This window comes from Pseudomonas sp. Marseille-Q7302 (genome assembly GCF_965111925.1).
The window spans coordinates 4,198,886-4,220,346 of sequence record NZ_CBCOPK010000001.1 but is presented as its reverse complement, the minus strand read 5'-3'; the positions used below and the strand labels follow the sequence as shown (position 1 = coordinate 4,220,346).

Here is a 21,461-nt window from a genome sequence, read left to right as displayed (position 1 = left end):
CTCCTGACCGGTCAGAGCACCCCGAGCTGCAACTGCGCGGCCGTGGGCGACTCGCCGGATGGGGTTTTAGTGCTGACGTCCAGCAGATAGACCCGCTGGGCATCGAGTTTCGCCGTGTCCACCAGGTAGGTCTTGATGGCGCCCGCGCGTTGCTGCGCCAGGCTGCGCAGGAGACCATCGTTGCCGCTCCAGGCTTCGAGGACCGCCTGGCGCAGGCGCGCCGTGCGGGTGGCATCGTCAAGATTATCCCATTCCTGCGGCGGTTGCGCCTGCAGACGCAGCCGGTACAGGCCTTCCAGCAGCGGGGCACGCATGTCGGCGGGCACCTGCAGCTGGCTCGGATCGGCCGGGACCTTGTCGCCGCGGCGTTGCAGCAGGTTGAAGTACTGGGTCTGGAAGTCCTTTTCCAGCTGGCTGGCGGCCAGGGCGCGACCGTCACTGGCGGCGCTGGCATGCCCCTTCACCTCCACCGTGAGTTGCGGCCGCTGGCGCAGGGCCGTGGCCAGCTTGTCCAGGTCACCACGGGCCTGGGCGGAGAGGGTGGTGCTGCCCGGCGTGAAGTCGATGGCGCTGAGGTCGGCTTCGTGGCTGCCAGCCAGCCCCGCCAGCATGCGGAAGGGGGCCTGGACGGCACGGCTGAGCACGTTGCGCAGGGTCTGCCAGACCACCGGCATGACGCTGAAGTTGGGGTCGTCGAGATTGCCGGCTACCGGCAGGCGCAGGTCGATGCGGCCATGGCTGTCCTTGAGCAGGGCCACGGCCAGGCGTACCGGCAGGTCCACGGCGTCCTTGCTGTCCACCCGCTCGCCCAGTTCCAGCTGGTCGAGCACCACGTGGTTCTGCGCCTGCAGCTTGCCGTCGTCGATGCGGTATTGCAGATCCAGGTCGAGGCGCCCCTTGCGCACCGCATAGCCGGCGAACTTGCCGGTATAGGGCGACAGGGTGGTGAGTTCGACTTGGCGGAAATAGGCGGTCACGTCCAGCTGCTGCAGCGGATCGAGAGGGTCGAGGCGTCCCTTGATCTCCACCGGCGCGAAGCGATTGACCTTGCCGGCGAGGTGGATGTCGGCCGGCTTCGAGGCGGCGGTGTCCAGGGTGCCGATGCCGCCTTCCAGCGACTGGATGTTGGTGGCGAAACCGGGCTTCAGGCTGTTGTCGGCGAAGTCGGCGCTGCCGTCCTTGATGGTTACCCCACCGATGCGAATCTGCAGCGGCGGGGAGGTGTCCTTGGTCTCGCGCTTGGGCTGGGGCACCAGCAGGGCGCTGAAGTTGTTGCTCAGGTCTTCGTTGATCACCAGGGTGCCATAGGGCTGTTCCAAATCGATCTTGTCGATGACCAGCTGTTTGCCAAGGGTGAAGGCGATGCCCTGCAGGTCCAGCAGCTGCCAGCGCATGAAGTCCTGCTGGTGCAGGGTATCGAGCACATGCACCTGGGTGACCTGGGCCGCGCCGCTGACGGTGAGCCCCAGCGGCTCGCCGGGTTTCAGGGCCACCTTGAGCCGACTGGCCAGCTGGCCGCTGCGGATCTCCAGGCGCACATAGGGGCTGAGATAGGGCTGGGCCTGGCGCAGGTTGAGTTCGTCGATGCCGACGTCGAAGTTGCCCTGCAGGGGGCTGAGCGCCAGCTGGCCGCTGGCGGTGATGCGACCGCGATCGCCCAGGGTGGTCTTGAGTGCCAGGTCGAAGGGTTTGTCGCCGGCGGTATCGAAGCCTTTGAGCGCCAGGTCCAGGCCGCTGAAATAGAGGCTGGCCGGGTCCTGGGGAACCCGGTCCACCAGGTGCAGCTGGTTGTCGCTGAGCTGAACGTCGTCGAGCTTCACGCGCCAGGCCGGGCCACTGCTGGGGGCATCGCTGGTGGGGAAGAGCTTCTGCCAGTCGAGCGTGCCGTCCTGCTCGCGGTTACCCCAGGCATCCAGGCCGTTGCCGCGCAGGCGGGCGATGCTGACTTCGCGCTTCTGCAGATCCAGACCGATGCCCTCGGCGGCCAGGCGCTTGAAGCTGGCCTTGGGTTCGGCATTCACCGCCTGCACGGCGACGTCGTCCAGCGCCAGACGGCCCTGGCTGAGCTGCAGCTGCAGGGTCTTGGCCAGGTCCAGGCGGTAGTGGGTGCTGGCTTCCAGGCGCCCCTTGCCTAGCGCCAGGGGCAGCTGGTTGCGCACATAGGGCCACCAGGGCGCCAGGCTGACGCCCTTGAGGGTCAGGTCGCCTTCGCTGCGTAGCGGCAGGAGGTCCAGGCTGCCCTTCCAGGTGAGCTGGCCGCCCTGGGCGGTGGTGGCGGTCAGCGCCAGCTGACCCGGGGTGTCGCCGCTGCGGGTGCGGAAATCATGCAGCTGGGCATCCAGGGGCGTGAAGGTGGCTTCCACCGGCTGGGCACCCTGGGCGTCGAGGAAGTGCAGCCTGCCGCCGACCAGGGCGATGCGCTCGATATGCACCGGGAAGGGCTGGCCCGGCTCCGTATCCGCTGGCGTCAGCGCGGCGGTGGTGGTGGGTTCGCTGCGCAAGAGCTGGGCCAGATTGACCTGGCCACCCTTGGCGATGCGCAGATCGACCTGGGGCTGGTCGAGGCGTACCTCGGTCAGGTGCAGGGTGCGGCGCCAGAGACTGTCCCACTGCAGATCGGCATAAAGGCCCTCGGCTGCCACCGTGGGGTGCTCGGTGGGACCGATCAGCAGCTTTTCGGCGTGCAGTTCCAGGGTGAACGGATTGAAGCTCAGGGCCTGCAGGCTGGCCGGCTGGGTGAGACGCTCGGCCAGCGTCTGGTTGAGGTAGTGCAGGGCGAGGCGCGGCCCGACCAGGAAACCGAGCAGACTGTAGAGGGCCAAGAGCGCGAGCAGCAGGAGGCTCGCTTTCACAATTCTGGGCATGCAGGCATCTAGGACGGCGAAGGTGGCCGGATTATGGCACGCCACTCCTGGTGACGAGGGCGGTGCCCGTCCCAAAAGCGCTGGCTACGCGCGTCCTCAGCCACAGGGGGACGGGAGCGGCTGCAGGATCGATCACATTTTCGCCAACCCGGACGAGCGGCGCGGGCGCACGACCGATCGGTGGTCAGGTGGACGGGAAGGCTTCCGGTAGAGCCGTTAAGGCCCTTGCCGAAGGCTCTAACACGGCACTTTGCCATGATCCGCTGGTCGGTCCGGATTAAGTTTGACTTAAGGCCCGCCGACTAGTCTCGCGAACAGGTTGCATTCTCAGGAGGAGGCGCGGCGATGGGTCGAAGGATCCGTGGCAGGACGACAGGAGGGTATCGGCAACCGCGAATCGAGAATCCGCGCCGCCGCCGGGAGTACCAGATGTCCAGTCCGATCCAGCTTTGTTCGATCCAGAAGAAGATCCAGTTCCTGCGTACCAGCTTCAGCTATGTCGGCTGGTCGCTGTTCGGCCTGCTGCTGTGGGACGTGGCGGTCACGGTGGACGCCATGCTGTTCGTCGAGGATCGCTTCGACCTGCCGCTCACGCCCCTGACCCTGCTGTGCTCGGCGCTAGTGGTACTGATCAGCTTTCGCAACAGCAGCGCCTACGCCCGCTGGTGGGAGGCGCGCACCCTCTGGGGCGCCATGGTCAACAGCTCTCGCAGTTTCGGCCGCCAGGTGCTGACCCTGATCGACGATAACGGCAAGGCGCAGAACAGGGTCAAGGCAGTGCTGCTGCGCCGGCACATGGGCTACCTGCATGCCCTGCGCGCCCAGCTCAAGCGCCAGGACCCGGCCCAGGCCGCGGCCCCCTATCTGGCCCGTCACGAACTGACGCTGGCCGAAGGCAGCCTCAACTTCGCCAACGACATCCTCGCCGGCACCGCCGAGCTGATCGCCAGCGAATACCGCCAGGGCCGCCTGGACAGCATCCGCCTGGCGCGACTGGAAGAGACCCTGGTGGACATGTCCAACTGGCAGGGCGGCATGGAGCGTATCGCCAACACGCCCTTGCCCTATCCCTACGTCTGCTTTCCGCAGCTGTTCAGCTTTCTGTTCTGCATCGCCATGCCGCTGGGGCTGGTGTCGACCCTGGGCTGGTTCACGCCGCTGGTGTCCACCGTGGTCGGCTTCATGCTGCTGGCGCTGGAGCGCATCGGCAGCGATCTGCAGGCGCCCTTCGCCGACAGCCAGCACCAGATCACCATGGACAAGCTGTGCGCCACCATCGAGGCCAACCTGCTGTCGATGCTGCGGCCGCGCAGCGAAGAGGGCAGTGCGGTGGCGCTGGCCCAGACCGAGGCCGAGCTGCCCCTGGCACGTCAGGTGGCCTGAGGCGCGACCTGCGACGGCCGCCACCCAAAAGTGTGAAGACGTGCGGAAACTGCCGTGCCAGAGGGATTTCTTTGCTGTCGGTACGGCACTAGCGCCGCTTCGCTCCGGTCACATTTTGTAATCTCCCCTGGCAGCGGTGGTTGGCTGGGATCCGTCGAATCATACCGACGGCCTCTGGCGGGCTAGGACGAGAGGTGCCGTGGGGCGTGTTGTCCTGCGACTCTTCATCTCGCTACGGATGCCCGCTCATGTCCGAAACCCGTGCCCCGGCCACCGCGGCCAGCGCCGAGCCCTCACGCCGCGCGCGCCATGCCCTGGATGCCCTCAACTTCACCCTGGCCGACGTCCGCGACGGCCTGGGCCCCTATCTGGCCATCTACCTGATCGCCGTGCGCGGCCCGGGCGAGGGCTGGAACGAGGCCACCGCCGGTCTCATCATGACCCTGGCCGGTATCGCCGGGCTGATCGCCCAGACTCCGGCCGGCGCCCTGATCGACCGTACCCGGCACAAGCGCCTGATGGTCGGCATCGCCGCCCTGGTGGTGACCGTCTCCAGCGTGATGCTGCCCTTCGTCTCCAACTTCTATGTGGTGGCTGCCACCCAGTCCCTGGCCCATGCCGCGGCAGCCCTTTTCGCCCCGGCGCTGGCGGCCATCACCCTGGGTATTGTCGGGCCCAAGGCCTTCACCAGGCACATCGGCCGCAACGAAGGCTTCAACCACGCCGGCAATGCCGTCTCGGCAGCCCTGGCGGGTGGCCTGGCCTATTTCTTCGGTCCCACCGTGGTGTTCTGGCTGATGGCCTTGCTGGCGGCGGCCTCCATCGTCGCCATCGTCCGCGTTCCCCAGGACGAGATCGACGATGACCTGGCCCAGGGCCTGAGCGACGCAGAGGGTGCCCGCGACGCCAAGCCGGTATCGGCCTGGCAGGCGCTGCTGGCCAATCGCAAGCTGCAACTGCTGGCGCTGCTGGCCGCCATCTTCCATCTGGCCAATGCCGCCATGCTGACCTCGGTCGGTCAGCAGCTGACCCACATCGTCGGCAAGGACAGCGCCACCTCGCTGGTCGCCGTCTGTATCGTCGCCGCCCAGTGCGTGATGGTGCCGGTGGCCATCCTGGTAGGGCGCAAGGCCGACGTCTTCGGGCGCAAGCCGATCTTCCTGTTCGCCTTTGCCGTGCTGGCGCTCCGCGGGGTGCTCTATACCTTCTCCGACAGCCCCTACTACCTGGTGGCGGTGCAGTTGCTCGACGGTGTCGGCGCCGGCATCTATGGCGCCCTGATGCCGGTCATCGTCGCCGACCTGACCCGGGGCAGCGGCCGCTTCAACGTCAGCCAGGGGGCCATCGCCACCGCCCAGGGCCTGGGCGCCGCGATCAGCGCCACCATCGCCGGGATCATCATCGTCCGCTTCGGTTATGCGGCGGCCTTCACCACCCTGGCCGCCATCGCGGGCGTGGGCTTCGTGCTCTATCTGCTGCTGATGCCGGAAACCCGGGATCACCGCGGGGCTTCCGATGCCCAATCCGGCTCCATGGGGCCTCCGCAATCGGCCGGACTAGGCTAATGTCTGCCGCTTTCCCGCTCGACAGAAGGCACTAGGCGTTCATGGGGTCACTCGCGCTCTCTCCTCACCTGCTGACCTGGATCATTGCCGGGTTAGCCACCCTTGGGGTGGTCTCCCGGCCCTTCGGCTTGCCGGAGGCGTTGTTCGCCGTCGCCGGCGCGGCGTTACTGGCCGTCTTCGGTCTGTTGCCACTGGATGGCGTCTGGCACGGGATCGCCAAGGGCACCGACGTCTATCTGTTCCTGATCGGCATGATGCTGCTGGCCGAGATCGCCCGGAAGGAAGGGCTGTTCGACTGGGTCGCCGGCCATGCGGTGCGCGCGGCCAAGGGTTCGGCGTTGCGGCTGTTCGCGCTGGTCTATGGCGTCGGCATCCTGGTCACGGTGTTTCTGTCCAACGACGCCTGCGCCGTGGTGCTGACGCCGGCGGTCTACTACGCCACCCGCGCGGCGAAGGTGAAGAATCCGCTGCCCTATCTGTTCTCCTGCGCCTTCATCGCCAACGCGGCGAGCTTCGTGCTGCCGATCTCCAACCCGGCCAACCTGGTGGTGTTCGCCGAGCACATGCCCGAGCTGAGCCGCTGGCTGGCGCTGTTCACCCTGCCGTCGATCCTGGCCATCGTGGTGACCTTCCTGACCCTCTGGGCGACCCAGGCCAAGGTCCTGCGCGCCGAGCGCCTGTCCGAGGGGGGCGCTGTGGAGGCCCTGCCCGCCACCGGACGCATCGCCGGCTGTGGTCTGATCCTGACCATCCTGGTCTTGCTCGGCGCCTCGGCACTGGATCTGGAGCTGGGTCTGCCAACCTTTCTCGCCGGCTTCGCCACCTTCCTGGTGGTGGTGGCCTGCAAGCGCGGCGGCGGCCTGGAGCTGCTCAAGCACATCTCCTGGAGCGTGCTGCCACTGGTGGCCGGGCTGTTCGTGCTGGTGGAGGCTCTGGAGACCACCGGGGTATTGCAGGCGCTGGCCAATCAGCTACAGGCGGCCGCCCAGGCGACGCCGGAACGGGCTGCCTGGGGCGCCGGCCTGCTGGTGGCCTTTGGCAGCAACCTGGTCAACAACCTGCCGGCCGGCCTGCTGGCCGGGGCGGCGGTGCAGACCGCCCAGGTCTCGGAGAAGATCGCCGGCGCCGTGCTGATCGGCATCGATCTCGGCCCCAACCTGTCCATCACCGGTTCCCTGGCGACCCTGTTGTGGCTGGCCGCGCTGCGCCGCGAGGGGCTGTCGGTGAGCTTCTGGCAATTCCTCAGGCTGGGCGCCGTGGTGATGATCCCGGCGCTGGTGTTGGCGCTGGCCGCGCTGATCCATCTCTAAGGCGCTGACCGGCGGTCCCCCGGCGTGGCGGCATTGTCGCTGCGCTTAGGGCACTATCGGAATACTTCTGCTGGAGAGAGCTGCCCATGGCCGTCGCCCGCTATACCGGATTCGCCCAGGCGCTGCACTGGCTGACCGTCGCGCTGCTGTGCCTGCTGCTGCCCTTCGTCTGGGTGGCGGAAAACTTTCCACCTGGGCCGGTGCGGACCCTCTGGTATCTGCTGCACGAATCCACCGGGATCTCGGTGTTCCTGCTGATCCTGATCCGCCTGACCTGGCGCTGGCGGCATCCGGCGCCGCGGGCCAACCCCCGTGACGGTCGCCTGCTGCAACTGCTCGCCGGGCTCAATCACGGCCTGCTCTACGCCGTGCTGCTGATGATGCCGGTGACCGGCTACCTGATGGCCGGGCAGGGACAGCCGGTGCCGGTGTTCGGACTGTTTTCCCTGCCCGGCTTTCCTCGCCACGAAGCCCTCGGCATCCTCGCCAATCGCATCCATGTGGCTGGCCAGTTCGCCGTCTACGGGTTGGTGATCCTGCATGTGGCGGCGGTGGTCTGGCATGTGGCGATCCGCCGTGACGGCACCCTGGAGCGGATGCTGCCCGAGCAGCGGCCTTAAGCGTCAGGACCCTTCCACCAGCAGCCGATCGCGCTCCAGTAGGGCGGGCAGGGTCTCGCGCAGGTGGTCGACCAGGGTGCGGATCTTGGCGTCGAGAAAGCGCCGCGACGGATAGAGCGCATGGATGTCCAGGCCATAGAGCCGGTGCGCGGGCAGTACGCGTTGCAGGCGGCCACTGGCCAGGCCGGCGACCGCGGCGTACAGCGGCAGGGCGCCGATACCCAGGCCGCTGGCCACGGCTTCGGCCAGGGCATCGGCGGTGTTGACCTGGAAGGGGGGGCGATCCACCGCCACCTCAGCTATCCCTTCAGGCCCCTCCAGCAGCCAGCGATCCGGCGCCATGGCCCGATTGACCAGGCGCAGGCAGCGATGCCCGGTAAGGTCGGCGGGCGTGGCCGGGCGCCCCTGGCGGTCCAGATAGGCAGGCGCCGCGCAGAGCACGCTATAGGTACTGCCCAGATGCGCCGAATGGAAGGCCGAATCCGGCAGGCCAGCGGCCAGGATCAGCGACAGGTCGTAGCCTTCCTTGAGGATGTCGGTAAAGGTGTTGGTCAGTTGCAGGTCCAGATCCACCTCGGGATAGCGCTCGGCATAGCCGGCCAGGCTCTGGATCAGATAGTGCTGGCCGAGGCCGGTCATGGTGTGGATGCGCAGCCTCCCGCGCGGCACCGCCAGGGCGTGACGGGCCTCGGCATCGGCTTCGTCGAGGTCGGCGAGGATGCGCTGGCAGCGCGTGAGGTAGCGTTCGCCGGCGTCGGTCAGGCGCAACTGGCGGGTGGTGCGATGCAGCAGCCGGGTCTGCAGGTGCTGCTCCAGCTGACTGACCGCCCGGGAGACATAGGCGGTGGTGAGTTCCAGCTGGCGGGCGGCGGCGGTGAAGCTGCCGGTCTGGGCCACGCAGGCGAAGGCGCGCAGATTGAAGAGATGATCCATGGGCGGGGCAGGGCGGCGGAAAGGGGCATTGTGGGCCATTACCCGCCCGTTGGTTAACGCTCTTTGCCGTCACACCCGACTTAATCGCCGTGGGGCGGGCTTTCTAGAATGGCCGCCGAGGCGCTGCGCCTCCTCCCCTCCGGTCTCTCCCGTCGTTGCCCACCATGCCCTTCGCTTCGCCGCTCTTCGCGCGGCACCGCACTGCTTCCCTTCCTAGACACTGGCCCAGCCTGAACGCCTGGCGCCGCGCCGCTCGCGAATGGGCCCGTACCGATGGGCAGACCTGGGCCTTCATCGCCAAGGCGCTGTTGGCTGCCACCCTGGCCCTGTGGCTGGCCTATCGCCTGGAACTGCCGCAACCGAGCACGGTGCTGGTTACCGTGTTCATCGTCTTGCAGCCGCAGAGCGGCCAGGTGCTGGGCAAGAGTTTCTACCGGATCCTCGGCAGTCTCGCCGGGCTCACCTTCACTGTCGCCGCCATCGCCCTGTTCGCCCAGGAGCGGGTGCTCTTGCTCGGCGCCCTGGTGCTGTGGATCGGCTACTGCACCCGGGGCGCGGCGCGCTATCGCGACTTTCGCAGCTATGGCTTCCTGCTGGCCGGCTACACCGCCTGCCTGGTGGGGCTGCCGGCGGTGGCCCAGCCCCAGGGCGCCTTTCTGCAGGCGGTGTGGCGTCTGTTGGAAATTGCCCTGGGCATCTGCTGCGCCGGGGTAGTAAGTGTCGCGATCCTGCCGCAGACCACCCGTGGCGTCCTGCGCCGGACCCTGGCCCAGCGCCTGCGCGATTTCCTGGCCATGGCCCATGACGGTCTGCTGGGCCAGCTCGACGGCGAACGCTTCGCCGGGCTCAGTGCGCGTTTCGCTGCCGACTCCGTGGGCTTCGAAAGCCTGCGCAGCGCCAGTGTCTTCGAGGAACCCTATCTGCGCCGACGCAGCGGACGCCTGGCCGCCCTGGGCAATCGCCTCATGCTGCTCAACACCCGTTTCCACGCGCTCTACCAACTGCTCGATCGCCTGAGTGATCGGCCCCCGGCCGTACGCCAGGCGCTTGCGCCCGCCCTGGGGCTGATCGCCGCCGCCCTGGCGCCGGCCCTGGGTCGCCTGCCGGAAGAGCGTGACCTGCGCCGCCTCAGTGAACGCCTGGCCACGGAGCGCGAGACGCTGATGGCCGCGATCCGCAGTGGCCGCCAGCAGCTGATCCGGACCGCGCCCGCCACCCAGGCCGACCGGCTCGACTACGACACCGCCGCCGAACTGCTCTATCGCTTCGCCGAGGATCTGCACCTGCTGCTTGGCGCCCAGCTGGCACTTGAGGCGCCGGCAAGTACGACACCCACACCCCGGGAGACCTTCACGCCCCTGGCCAGTCGCGCGGTGGCCTGGATGGCCGGGCTGCGCAGCGCCCTGGTGGTACTGGGCGTGGGGCTGTTCTGGATCGAGACCGCTTGGCCGAGCGGCGCGGCCTGCACCCTGGCAGTGGCGCTGATCTCGGCGCTGGCCTCCACCTCGGCCGATCCGCGCCGCTATTGCCTGCAACTGGCCGGCGGGACCCTGGTCGGCGCCCTGGCCGGTGGGCTGCTGCAATTCCAGGTGTTGCCCTGGATCGACGGCTTCGCCCTGTTGCTGCTGGTCCTGATGCCAGTGTTCGCCGCCGGTGCCTGGCTGATCACTCGACCGCGGCTGGCGGGCTATGGCACAGGGCTGATGGTCTGGTTCTGCTCGGCGGCGCTGCCGGGCAATCTGCCGCGCTACGACGCCGATGTCTTCTGCAACACCTACCTGGCCTACGGGGTGGCCTGCGCGGTGGCGGTGGTAGCCGTCAGCGTGCTCCTGCCGCCCAGCCAGCCCTGGGTCTGGCGCCGGCTGGAAGATGCCCTGCGCGAGCGACTGGTCCATGCCATCGGGGCACCCCTGGCCGGTCTGAGTGGTCGCTTCGATTCCGGCCTGCGCGATCTGCTCAACCAGGTGCAGGTGCTTACCGTCGGCCAGCCGGAGGTGCAGCGCCGGCTGCTGCGCTGGACCTTTCTCAGTCTGGAGCTGGGCCACGCCATCATCGAGTTGCGCCTGGAGCAGGCCGCGCTGCCACCCTTGCCCTGGTATCGCCAAGAACGTGCCTGGCGCCTGGCCATTCGCGCCCTGGGACGGGCCCTGGTGCGACTGTTCCGCAAGCCCGACGCCGCCAACCTGGCCCGCGCCCTGGCCGCTGTGGACCACGCCATCACCCTGGCGCACCAGGCCCAGCGCCACCTGGAGCCCAATCCGGGCGACTTCGATCGCTCACCGCTGCGCCGTATCGCCAGCTACCTGCATTTCATCCGCACCTCGCTGCTGGCGCCGGATTCGCCCCTGGCCGGGTACCTGCCGCCGGCCAGGCAACCGGCGCGGGACGAAGGCTGAGCAGCGCTTCTGGAAATATTGGCTAGGCTTACGAACGGGGAGGGCCGTCAGGCCCTCTGCCATGCGACTTTCGGCACAACCAGAACAAGGCCCGCCTGCCCATGCCCGTCCGCTTCGTCCGTCCGCTGCTCTGTTCCGCCAGTTTTCTCCTGACGCCCCTGGCGTCTGCCCTGGAAGCCCCAGGTGCCCCCGGTGCCACGCCCTTCTGGTCCTATTCCGGCAAGACCGGCATCGGCACCAGCTACGAGGCCTATCGCGACGGCGCCTACAGCGACCAGGCCAGCACCGGCCGCGTCTCGCGGGTGTGGTTCTCCCTGGCCCAGGGCGTGGTCACCGAGACCATGCAGGGTCTCATCCATGAGGCGCAGCTGCGCGAGATGCAGCTGGTGATCCGCGGGCCCGACTTCACCCACCTGGAGCGCGACGACACCGATAGCCGCATCGAATACCTGGCCACCGATGCCGCCGGCCGGCCCACCTCCCTGGCCTACAAGATCGTCAACCGCGACCGTCAGGGCCGCTACGAGATCGAGAAGCACGTCTTCACCGACCCGGACCAGGACACCCTGGTCATGCGCGTCATCTTTCGCAGCCAGGACCCACGCATCCAGCCCTATCTCTATGTCGATCCGGCGCTGGCCAACAGCGGCAGCCATGACCGCGCCGCGGTGAAGGGTGGGGTGCTCTACGCCAGCGAAGGCGAGCACGCGCTGGTGGTGAAGGCCAGCCAGCCGCTGCAGACGCCTACCGTAGGTTTCGTCGGCAGCTCCGATGGCCTCGACGACCTGCGCCGCAACGGCAAACTGACCCAGATCTACAGCAGCACCGGCGACCAGGCCGGCAACGTCGCCATGCTGGCCAAGCTGCCGCTCAAGGGCGCCGAGACCACCCTGGACGTGGTGGTGGGCTTCGGCGCCAATCCGCGCCAGGCCGAGGCGCCGGCCGATGCCACCCTGGCCCGCGGTTATCAAAAGGTGCTGGCCCACTACAACGGCGAGGGCGACGCCATCGGCTGGCAGGACTACCTGGCCGGCCTCGACCAGCTGCCGCGCCTGCAGGCCCAGGCCGGCGACGGCGGCAAGCTGCTCAATGCCAGCGCCCTGGTGCTCAAGGCCCAGGAGGACAAGACCCACGCCGGCGCCCTGATCGCCTCGCTCTCCAATCCCTGGGGTGAAACGGTGCCGGCGGGCAAGGGCACCACCGGCTACAAGGCGGTCTGGCCACGGGATTTCTACCAGTGCGCCATGGCCCTGCTGGCGCTGGGTGACCGGCAGACGCCCAAGGTCGCCTTCAGTTACCTCAAGCAGGTGCAGGTGGATGCCAATACCGCGCACAAGCCGGCCGACAGCTCCGCCTTCATCCATCAGCAGAAACGGGGCGACGAGGTACGGGCACCGGGCGCCACCGGCTGGTTCCTGCAGAAGACCCACGTCGACGGCACCATCGAATGGGTCGGCGTGCAACTCGACCAGACCGCCATGCCCATCATGCTCGGCTATCGCCTCTGGCAGGGTGGCCTTCTCGGCGACGCCGAAATCGACCGCTGGTACCGCGACATGCTCAGGCCCGCGGCGGATTTCCTCGCCCGTGACAGCCAGGTCAACCTGGGCTGGAACACCTGGCAGGTCAAGCCGCCGCAGACCCAGCAGGAACGCTGGGAAGAGCAGTGGGGCTATTCGCCATCCACCACCGCGGCGGTGATCGCCAGTCTCGCCACCGCCAGCGAGCTGGCGCGCCATGCCGGCGACGAGGCCAATGCCAGCCGTTACCGCGAGACCGCCCGGCGCTATTCCGGCCAGGTCGAAAAGACCATGGTCACCACCCAGGGCAGCCTGGGCGCCGGCAACTACTACCTGCGCATCACCCAGAACGACGATCCCAACGACAAGGGCAAGCTGGTGGACAACAACAGTCGTCCGGGCCTGCCGGAGGACCAGGTGCTGGACGCCGGCTTCCTCGAACTGGTGCGCTACGGCGTGCGACCGGCCAGCGATCCCCTGGTACAGAAAAGCCTGGCGGTGCTGGACGACGAAGGCCTGCCGGAGAATCTGCGGGTCAAGTACAGCTTCCAGTATCCCGGCGTCACCGGCACCTTCCCCGGCTGGCGGCGCTACGGCAACGACGGCTATGGCGAGAGCGAAAGCTCCGGCATCAATTTCCCGGCCACCGAGCAGCCGGTGCCCAACTCGGGGCTGCGTGGCCGGGTCTGGCCGATCTTCACCGGCGAGCGCGGCCATTACGAGCTGGCACGCCTGGCCCTGCAGGGCAAGCCGGACCCGGCGGCGCTGGGCAAGCTGCGTGACACCTACGTTCGCGGCCTGGAGCTGTTCGCCAACGCCGGCCTGATGCTGCCCGAGCAGGTCTGGGATGGCGTGGGTGACAACCGGCGCCATGGCTACCAGATGGGGCAGGGCACCGATTCCGCCACCCCCCTGGCCTGGTCCCACGCCGAATACGTGAAGCTGCTGCGCTCCATGGCGGATGGCCAGGTATGGGATCACTACCCGGTGGTGGCGCGGGCACTGGCGCCCTGAGCAAAGGATCCGACGAACGGCGCGCGACCGTCAGGCCGCGTGCCAGGGCTGCTGATCCGCTGCAACGAAACGGCATTGTCCAGGGAACGCCTGTAACAAGACTTGTCTGATGGGCGTTCTCAGGCTTTCCTGAAGCGGGCGGATCTTTCCGCTCGCACGGTTCCTTTCCTTCTTCCGGTCTTCCTGCCCACGGTCGCGTACCGCGCGGTAGCGTGCCCGGCTGTCGCTGTTCCTGCGTGCCTGTCCCGGCGAGCGCCCGTCCGCTCAGGGGGCAGGCCTCTTCTGGCTCCGCCAACAAAGGTCACGGATATGACTGACGTCGCTCTACCCATCGCCCTCTACCTGGGTACCCTGGTGCTGCTGGCCTTCGCCCTGCGCCGCAGCCCGCTGCTCACCCAGGAGACCCTGGCGCGTTCCTCACCGCTGGATGCCCTGCGCGGCATCCTCGCCACTGCCGTGGTCTGCCTGCATTTCGTGCTGACCTATCACCTCAAGGCCGAGGGCCAGTGGCGCGAACCCGACAGCGACCTGCTCTACAACATGGGCGTGGTACCGGTCTCGCTGTTCTTCATGATCACCGGCTACCTGTTCTTCGGGAAGGTCTACCGGCGCACGCCGAATTGGGGCGAGCTGTTCCGTTCGCGGGTGCTGCGGGTCATGCCGCTGTATCTCTGCGTGGTGGCCGTGGTGGTGCTCTTCACCCTGATCCGCACCCACTTCGTCATCGCCGACGGCCAGCACTTCATGCTCGAACTGCTCAGCTGGGAGCTGTTTTCCGGCTTCAGCCTCAACGGCCTGGAGGAGAGCGGCTGGATGACCGCCGGCGCCCACTGGACGCTGCGCTACGAGGCGCTGTTCTATCTGGCCCTGCCGATCATCGCCGCACTGTTCAATCGTCGCGGCTTCGGGCTGCCGCTGCTGGTCTCGGTGCTGATGGTGGGCGGCCTGGTCGCCGCCGGCTATCACTATCACGTGCTGGGCGCCCGCTTCGGCCTGCTGTTCCTGCTGGGGTTCCTGCCGGTGTTCGTCAAGGTCCATCGGCCGGCGCTGCTGGCGCGGCTGCGCACGCCCCTGGTGGCGGTGCTGGTGCTGGCGCTGGTGGGCTACGCCATGCTGCAGCCGGACTACAGCCTCAAGCAGATGCTGGCGCTGGCCCTGCCCTTCGCCGCCATGGCCGCCGGCAACGACCTCTTCGGCCTCTTGCGCAGTCGTGGCCTCAAGGTCCTCGGCGAGATCAGCTACAGCCTCTATCTCACCCACGGCCTGCTGCTCTATGGGCTCTTCACCCTGCTCGACCTGGGTTCGGTCGAGACCCTGGGCACGCTCGGCTTCATGGCGCTGCTGCCGCCGGTGCTGGTACTCGCCTGCCTGCTGTCGATGCTCAGCTACTGCTGGATCGAACGTCCGCTGATGCACCTGGGACGAGCCCCGCAGCGTCGCGAAGTGCCGGCTTGAGCGAGGTCGATGGCGCGCCGGGATGCTCCAGCAAGAAGGCCAGGGCCTTGGCGCAGGAGTCTTCCACCTTGAGGGTCAGCAACTCGTCCGCCCGGGTCCGGCCATAGCCCAGGGCGGCGATGGGCAGCCCGGCGCGGGCCGCTGCCTGGGCGAAGCGAAAGCCTGAATAGACCATCAGTGACGAGCCCACCACCAGCAGCGCATCGGCGCGGCCCAGGTGGGCGAAGGCGCGTTCCACCCGCGCGCCGGGCACGTGTTCGCCAAAGAACACCACGTCCGGTTTGAGCAGAGCCCCGCAGCGCGGGCAATCGGGCACGCGGAAACTCATGAAGTCCACGCCTTCCAGATCGGCATCGCCATCCGGCGCGGTAGCCGCGTCCAGCTGCAGCCAGTCGCCATTGAGTTCGCCCAGCCATTGCTGGAATTCCTGGCGCGGCAGGCGCATCTCGCAACCCAGGCAACGGATCTGGTCGAGGCGGCCGTGCAGGTCGATCACCGCCTCGCTGCCGGCGGCCTGGTGCAGCCGATCGACGTTCTGGGTCAGCAGCATCTCCACCTGGCCGCGCCGCTCCAGGGCCGCCAGGGCCTGGTGGGTGGCATTGGGCCGCGCCTGGCAGAAGCGCGGCCAGCCGATCAGGCTGCGCGCCCAGTAGCGGCGGCGCAGCAGCTCGTCACCGACGAAGGCCTGCAGGGTGACCGGTTGCGGGCGCTTCCAGGCGCCGTCGCGGTCGCGGTAGTCGGGAATGCCGGAATCGGTGCTGCAACCGGCACCGGTGAGCAGGAAGATCCGCTCGTGCCGGGCGATAAAGGACTGAAGCTCGGGCAGGGACATCGGGCACCTGGGGTTGCGGGCGATATCCCCAGCTTGGAAAGGGTTATGCCGGGAGGCAAGCCGCAGCTGACGAACGTCCTGTCCGGCGTGCGGCGCTCCGCCCGAAGGCAGCCTTGCTAGAACACCGGGACGTAGATGTAGATCTGCGAGTCCTGGGCATCCACGCCCGTGAAGGCCTCGGTGTAGTGCTCGAAGCAGGCACCCGGGCGCGGTTGCAGGCCGCGGGCGGGGAGCAGTTCGGCGAACAACCGGCCCAGGCTCTTGGCCACGCTGGGCGCGGTGCCCAGGTGCACATAGCGGGCATAGCGGCCTTCCGGCAGTTCCTGACGCACCATGCCGGCGGGCAGCGACGTACCCGGCGCCGTGGCCACGGCGGCCAGGTAATGCATGGCGCCGGCCTGACGCCAGCTCAGGCCATACCATTCGGCCTCGCCTTCACGTCCGGTGATTTCCCCGGCACGGTCGGCGAAGCGCCGCCAGAGGGCGGCGATGTCTTCGCCCTGGCCAGGCTCGAACAGCAGGCCGGTCACTTCCAGGGCGGGATGGTCGACGATTTCCAGCGACATGAGACTCTCTCGAAGATGCAATGAAGGCCGCCACCTTACTCCAGCGGCGCCTCGCGGTCAGCCAGGGCAGGGCATAACCCGGCTGGGCCAATGGTCGCAGCCTAGCCGAGCTGCCGTCCCCGTCCATCCTGGGCATGCCAGTCGCCTTGACCTGGAACTCAGTCAGGGCAACGGCTGCGATGACCTGGAGCCGGGTAGCGGTTCAGCTCTAGGCGGGAAGCGTTTGAGCCAGGGCAACACCAGCCAGGCGCGCGCTGGCCAGCAGGCGCTCCAGGCTCTGGCCGTGCCGTGCACTGGCGGAGAGTCCGGCCATGGTGGTGGCGACGAAATCGGCCAGTTCCTGCGCCTGCTGCGGCTGGCGTGCGGCAATGCTGGCGCGGATCAGCTCCTGCGCGGCCTGATGGTAGCCATTCGCCGCCGCGCGTGCCTGGGGATCGTCGCAGTGGGTTCCCTCCAGCACCAGGCAGCCGGCGGCCTGCGGATCGGCCGCATAGCTGCGCGCCGCCTCTTCCAGGACCTGGGTCAGGGCGACGACCAACGGCTGGTCGGCTTCCAGGATCTGTTGCAGCCGCAGGGCGCCGTTCGAGACATAGCGCTCCAGCACCTTGAGATACAACTCGCCCTTGCTGCCGAAGGCCGCATAGAAGCTGGGTGGATTGATCCCGAGTGCCTGGGTCAGATCGGCGACGCTCACGCCGTCATAGCCTCTTTCATGGAACAGGCGCTGCGCCTTGGCGACCGCCTCGTCCGGATCGAAGCGACGCGGCCGGCCGCGAGCGATGGATTTAATTGTAGTGCTCATTACAAAAATGCTTTGACAGAGGGCGGGGGACGTTTATTGTAGCATTCACTACATTAATCAGGAGGCAGGCTCATGGCGAATTTCGCAGGCAAGAAGGTGCTGGTACTGGGCGGCAGTCGCGGCATAGGCGCGGCCATCGTGCGGCGCTTCGCCGCCGAGGGTGCCCGGGTGACTTTCACCTATTCCAGCTCGAAGGACGCCGCCCAGGCGCTGGCCGCGGAAACGGGCAGCATCGCCGAGGCGACCGACAGTGCCAATCGTGATGCCGTGATCGCCCGGGTCCGCGACAGCGGCCCCCTGGATGTGCTGGTGGTGAATTCCGGCGTGGCGCTCTTCGGCGATGCCCTGGAGCAGGACCCGGACGCCGTAGACCGCCTGTTCAGCATCAACGTGCAGGCGCCCTATCACGCGGCGGTGGAAGCCGCGCGGCAGATGCCCGCGGGCGGGCGGATCATCGTCATCGGCTCGGTGAACGGCGATCGCATGCCGGTCCCCGGCCTGGCCGCCTATGCCGTGAGCAAATCCGCCCTGCAGGGGCTGGCTCGCGGCCTGGCGCGAGATTTCGGACCGCGCGGCATCACCGTCAACGTGGTGCAGCCGGGTCCTATCGATACCGAGATGAATCCGGCCGATGGCCCCATGAAGGAGCTGATGCACAGCTTCATGGCGATCAAGCGCCACGGCAGCGCCGACGAGGTGGCCGGCATGGTCGCCTGGCTGTCCGGCCCCGAGGCTGGCTTCGTCACCGGCGCCATGCACACCATAGACGGGGCCTTTGGCGCCTGATCGCGGTAGTCGCCCCTATCACCCGGGGCCCAGGCGATAGGGGCGACTACCCGTTGTCCGGCCGGCGTACCTAGTGCGCCGGCCCTAATACCTCCTCGGCGATATCCAGCAGCGCCCGCAGCCTGTCCATATGGCGCAGGTCCTGGTGATAGCCTACCCATATATCTCGTGACGGAGGACTGCCGAGGCTTTCGATAAGCTGCAGTCCTGTCGTCGCATCGCCGAGCGGGCGAGGCAGGACGGCAACCCCCAGTCCCCGGCGGCACATCTGCGCCTGAACGGTTCGACTGGTACTGGTGAAGGTACGTTGCGCTCCCGGCAGCCGATCGAGCAACCAGGCGACATCGGGAAAGTGCGATTGCGCGCTGTTCATGAGGATCAGCCCGACCGCAGCCGTATCCTCCTGCACGGCCAGCGCCGTCTCGGCGGAGCCATAGAGGCCATAGGACATCCTCAGGAAACGGCGCTGCACGATATCCGGTTCGCTGAAGGGCACCAGGCGAAAGGCCACGTCCGCATCGCGGCGGGAGAGATCCAGCAGTCGATAGCTGGCAATGACCTCGGGTACCACGGCGGGGTGCCGCCGGGTGAGGTCGGCCAGGACCGGCGCTAGAACATAGCAGGCAAACCAGTCCGCCGAAGAGATTCGCAGGATGCCCTCCAGGCGCTGGTGATTACCTGCCAGACGCCGCTCCATGGCCAGGGCCGAGGCTTCCATGGACTCGGCCAGGGCGAATACGGCATCTCCCGAATTCGTGAGGATCAGGCCCTCGCGGGTGCGCCGTAGCAGCGCCTGTCCGGCTTCATCCTCGAGCGTTTTGATCCGTCGACCTACCGTCGGGTGGCTGATTCCCAAGGCTCGCGCGGCCGAGCCATAGGATCCGCCGCGGGCGACTGCCAGAAAGATCCGTACATCGCTCCATTCCATGGCGCACCTACGTTCAAAAGTGAACATTAAATATGCAGGAAAGGCAGTCCCCAAACAATATCGTAAGGGCGACCATGGCGGCTCACATCGACTTAGATACTTTGGATTCAGCCAGTGATGTTCGAACTGGCTCCATGCAGGTGAGCAGCTATGAGCAGATTGCTGGATAGGGTTGCGATTGTAACAGGCGCCTCCAAGGGCATCGGCGCGGGTATTGCCCGGCAACTGGCGGCGGACGGCGCCAAGGTCGTCATCAGCTATGCGTCCGGCAAGGACGGAGCGGACGCCGTCCTCGCCGACATCGAGATAGCAGGGGGCACGGCTATCGCGCTACGCGCCGATGTCCGCCAACGGGCCGATATGGAGGCCTTGGTAAAGGCGGCCCTCGAACACTTCGGTCGCCTGGATATCCTGGTGAACAATTCCGGCGTCTATCAGTTCGCCAGGATCGAAGACACCACGGTAGACCTGTATCGGCTGCAATTCGACATCAATGTGCTCGGACCCTTGCAGCTCATAGGCGCCGCCAGTCCCTATCTGGGCGCCGGCAGCAGCATCATCAACATCAGCTCGAATGTCACCAGCGTCCTGCCGGCGGAAAGCGCCGTCTACAGCGGCACCAAGGGCGCGCTCGATGCGATCACGGGGGTGCTCGCTCGCGAGCTGGGCCCTCGTGGTATCCGCGTGAATGCCGTCAATCCTGGCCTCATCGAAACCGAGGGCACCCGGACCGCCGGCGCCCTGGGCGCGGAATTCCAGGCCTGGAACGAGGCCCGCACCCCACTGGGCCGTATCGGCCAGGTACGGGATATCGCCCCCATCGTCGCCTTTCTGGCGTCCGACGATGCCGGCTGGGTGACCGGCGAATTCATCTTCGGCTCCGGCGGCATGCGCTAGACCTGGCGGTTGCCTTCGCCGCGCGCGCCGATCGCTGTTGCCGCTTGCTGACGCCCCTGCCAGCTATAGCCGCGCTTTTCGAGAAATCGCTGCACCTACAGGTCGCGGGCCGGCAACGCCTGCGCGGATCAGGATGCAGCTCGATTAACGGTAAACGTCCATGAACTCATCCCTTCCCATGGTCCAGCCCGACAGCCGTCGCTGGTTCGCGCTGGGCGTGCTGCTGGTCGGTACGCTACTGCCACCGCTCGACTTCTTCATCGTCAATGTGGCGCTCCCAGTGATCCGTCGCGACTTCGCTACCACGTCGGACCTGGCGCAACTGGTGGTCTCCGTCTATGCGACGGCTTATGCGGTCACCCTGATCCTGGGCGGTCGTCTGGGCGACATGTTCGGCCGCAAGCGTGTCTACCTCGGCGGCATGCTGGGCTTCGGTATCGCCTCTGCACTATGCGGGGTCGCGCCGACGCCAGCCATGCTTATTGCCGGGCGGCTGCTGCAGGGCGTAGCGGCTGCCATCATGGCGCCGCAGTCCATGGCCCTGATCCATGCGACCTTCCCCGCGGAAGAGAAGAATCGGGCGCTCGGCTTGTACGGCGCGACCTTCGGACTCGCCGCTGTGCTGGGCCAGCTCTTGAGTGGGGTGCTGATAGAAGCCAATCCTTGCGGATTGGGCTGGCGCAGCATCTTCCTCATCAATCTTCCCGTCATTCTCTGCGCCCTGCCGGCCGCGCTGGTCGTGCTGCGCGAGAGCCGGGCCCCGCAACCGGGCCGGCTGGATGTCATGGGTGCCGGCCTGCTCGCGGCTGGGCTGTTGGCGCTGGTCGTACCCCTGGTCGAGGGGCCACGACTGCATTGGCCCTGGTGGTCGCTGCCCCTGCTCATCGTCAGTGGCGGGTTGCTGATCACCTTCTGGCGCTACGAGCAACGCAAGGAAGCGGCCGGCGAGACGCCCCTGGTGCTGCCTTCCTTGCTCATCGCCTCCCGGCTCAGACGCACCCTCCTGGCGACCTTTCTGTTCTATGCCCTGGCGCCTTTCTTTCTCATCTTCGCCGTCTACCAGCAGGCCGGTCTGGGTCACGGAGCCCTGGCTGCGGGTTGGGCGATCCTGCCCCTGGGGATCGGATTCCTCTGCGGGCCCCTGTGCAGTCCGCAGCTTGCCCAACGAATGGGCGCACGCACCGCCGCCTTTGGCATGGCCCTGGAGGTCATGGGCCTGATGTTGGCGGCCGCGCTGGCGGGCTTGCCCACCTGACTGCCGGTACCGCTGCTGTTGATCGGCCTGGGGCAGGGCATAGCGCTTCCGGCCCTGGTGAGAGTGAACGCGGACCAGGTGGCACCGAGCCTGGCCGGACTCGCCGCCGGCTTGATGAATGCCACCTTGCAGATCAGCGCCGCCCTGGCGGTAGCGCTCATCGGTGGCCTGTTTTTCGCCCTCGCCCCCGATGGCGCTGGCGGGAGAGAGGTGCAGGTCGCCTTTTCCGTTGCCGCCCTGACGATGGGCGGTGCCTTGGCGCTAGCGGCCGTTTTGAGCTGGCCTAGCGCCCCGACGACCGCGTCGCGCAAGGCCTGTGACGCAGAGTGAAAAGC

At 67.5% G+C, this 21,461-nt stretch carries 17 protein-coding genes; 11 read left to right on the top strand and 6 right to left on the bottom strand.

Annotation, left to right across the window (positions count from 1 at the left end):
* Nucleotides 1-11: 11 nt before the first annotated feature.
* Nucleotides 12-2,864, bottom strand: coding sequence for a DUF748 domain-containing protein (locus tag ACWPW1_RS19645; RefSeq protein ID WP_454253763.1), 2,853 nt, complete (start codon nucleotides 2,862-2,864; stop codon nucleotides 12-14).
* Between the two features lie 429 nt (nucleotides 2,865-3,293).
* Here ACWPW1_RS19645 and ACWPW1_RS19640 point away from each other — a divergent pair, with 429 nt between their 5' ends.
* From ACWPW1_RS19640 to ACWPW1_RS19625, 4 genes are all read left to right on the top strand, one after another.
* Nucleotides 3,294-4,247, top strand: coding sequence for a bestrophin family protein (locus ACWPW1_RS19640; protein ID WP_271653092.1), 954 nt, complete (start codon nucleotides 3,294-3,296; stop codon nucleotides 4,245-4,247).
* Between the two features lie 248 nt (nucleotides 4,248-4,495).
* Nucleotides 4,496-5,812, top strand: a complete 1,317-nt coding sequence (locus tag ACWPW1_RS19635; protein ID WP_059316254.1) for an MFS transporter — start codon at nucleotides 4,496-4,498, stop codon at nucleotides 5,810-5,812.
* 41 nt (nucleotides 5,813-5,853) lie between these two features.
* On the top strand, nucleotides 5,854-7,122 hold the full coding sequence (locus tag ACWPW1_RS19630; RefSeq protein ID WP_271653090.1) for an arsenic transporter: 1,269 nt from the start codon (nucleotides 5,854-5,856) through the stop codon (nucleotides 7,120-7,122).
* Between the two features lie 86 nt (nucleotides 7,123-7,208).
* Complete coding sequence (locus ACWPW1_RS19625) at nucleotides 7,209-7,742, top strand: cytochrome b (protein ID WP_454253762.1); 534 nt, start codon at nucleotides 7,209-7,211, stop codon at nucleotides 7,740-7,742.
* A 3-nt stretch (nucleotides 7,743-7,745) separates the two neighbouring features.
* Here ACWPW1_RS19625 and ACWPW1_RS19620 read toward each other — a convergent pair whose 3' ends face one another.
* Entirely contained in the window at nucleotides 7,746-8,675 is a 930-nt protein-coding gene (locus ACWPW1_RS19620; protein ID WP_454253944.1) for a LysR family transcriptional regulator, read from the bottom strand.
* Nucleotides 8,676-8,839: 164 nt separating this feature from the next.
* Here ACWPW1_RS19620 and ACWPW1_RS19615 point away from each other — a divergent pair, with 164 nt between their 5' ends.
* From ACWPW1_RS19615 to ACWPW1_RS19605, 3 genes are all read left to right on the top strand, one after another.
* Nucleotides 8,840-11,071 carry an FUSC family protein gene (locus tag ACWPW1_RS19615; protein WP_454253761.1) on the top strand — a complete coding sequence of 744 codons (2,232 nt, stop codon included), beginning with the start codon at nucleotides 8,840-8,842 and terminating at the stop codon, nucleotides 11,069-11,071.
* A gap of 101 nt (nucleotides 11,072-11,172) precedes the next feature.
* On the top strand, nucleotides 11,173-13,605 hold the full coding sequence (locus ACWPW1_RS19610) for a glucan 1,4-alpha-glucosidase (RefSeq protein WP_454253760.1): 2,433 nt from the start codon (nucleotides 11,173-11,175) through the stop codon (nucleotides 13,603-13,605).
* Between the two features lie 309 nt (nucleotides 13,606-13,914).
* A complete protein-coding gene (locus tag ACWPW1_RS19605) occupies nucleotides 13,915-15,060 on the top strand; it encodes an acyltransferase family protein (RefSeq protein WP_059316250.1) in 1,146 nt (381 codons plus the stop codon).
* Here the strand turns inward: ACWPW1_RS19605 and ACWPW1_RS19600 are convergent.
* The 3 genes from ACWPW1_RS19600 to ACWPW1_RS19590 form a co-directional block, all read right to left on the bottom strand.
* Entirely contained in the window at nucleotides 14,987-15,892 is a 906-nt protein-coding gene (locus ACWPW1_RS19600; protein WP_059316249.1) for an NAD-dependent protein deacetylase, read from the bottom strand. The genes ACWPW1_RS19605 and ACWPW1_RS19600 overlap by 74 nt on opposite strands.
* 116 nt (nucleotides 15,893-16,008) lie before the next feature.
* Nucleotides 16,009-16,458 (bottom strand): GyrI-like domain-containing protein, encoded by a 450-nt coding sequence (locus ACWPW1_RS19595; protein ID WP_454253759.1) that lies wholly within the window; start codon nucleotides 16,456-16,458, stop codon nucleotides 16,009-16,011.
* Between the two features lie 208 nt (nucleotides 16,459-16,666).
* On the bottom strand, nucleotides 16,667-17,260 hold the full coding sequence (locus tag ACWPW1_RS19590; RefSeq protein ID WP_271653082.1) for a TetR/AcrR family transcriptional regulator: 594 nt from the start codon (nucleotides 17,258-17,260) through the stop codon (nucleotides 16,667-16,669).
* A gap of 72 nt (nucleotides 17,261-17,332) precedes the next feature.
* Here ACWPW1_RS19590 and bdcA point away from each other — a divergent pair, with 72 nt between their 5' ends.
* The gene (bdcA, locus tag ACWPW1_RS19585; RefSeq protein WP_454253758.1) at nucleotides 17,333-18,046 is read left to right on the top strand and encodes an SDR family oxidoreductase; all 714 of its coding nucleotides are present in this window, start codon (nucleotides 17,333-17,335) and stop codon (nucleotides 18,044-18,046) included.
* Nucleotides 18,047-18,116: 70 nt separating this feature from the next.
* On the opposite strand, the gene ACWPW1_RS19580 is transcribed toward bdcA, so the two are convergent.
* Nucleotides 18,117-18,974, bottom strand: coding sequence for a LysR family transcriptional regulator (locus ACWPW1_RS19580; RefSeq protein WP_454253757.1), 858 nt, complete (start codon nucleotides 18,972-18,974; stop codon nucleotides 18,117-18,119).
* Nucleotides 18,975-19,124: 150 nt separating this feature from the next.
* On the opposite strand from ACWPW1_RS19580, the gene ACWPW1_RS19575 reads away from it, so the two are divergent.
* The 3 genes from ACWPW1_RS19575 to ACWPW1_RS19565 all read left to right on the top strand — a co-directional run bounded on the left by ACWPW1_RS19575 (nucleotide 19,125) and on the right by ACWPW1_RS19565 (nucleotide 21,456).
* Nucleotides 19,125-19,871: an SDR family NAD(P)-dependent oxidoreductase gene (locus ACWPW1_RS19575; RefSeq protein WP_454253756.1), complete on the top strand. Its 747-nt coding sequence runs from the start codon at nucleotides 19,125-19,127 to the stop codon at nucleotides 19,869-19,871.
* Between the two features lie 160 nt (nucleotides 19,872-20,031).
* Complete coding sequence (locus ACWPW1_RS19570; protein ID WP_454253755.1) at nucleotides 20,032-21,126, top strand: MFS transporter; 1,095 nt, start codon at nucleotides 20,032-20,034, stop codon at nucleotides 21,124-21,126.
* Between the two features lie 63 nt (nucleotides 21,127-21,189).
* Nucleotides 21,190-21,456, top strand: a complete 267-nt coding sequence (locus ACWPW1_RS19565) for a hypothetical protein (protein ID WP_454253754.1) — start codon at nucleotides 21,190-21,192, stop codon at nucleotides 21,454-21,456.
* Nucleotides 21,457-21,461: the final 5 nt, after the last annotated feature.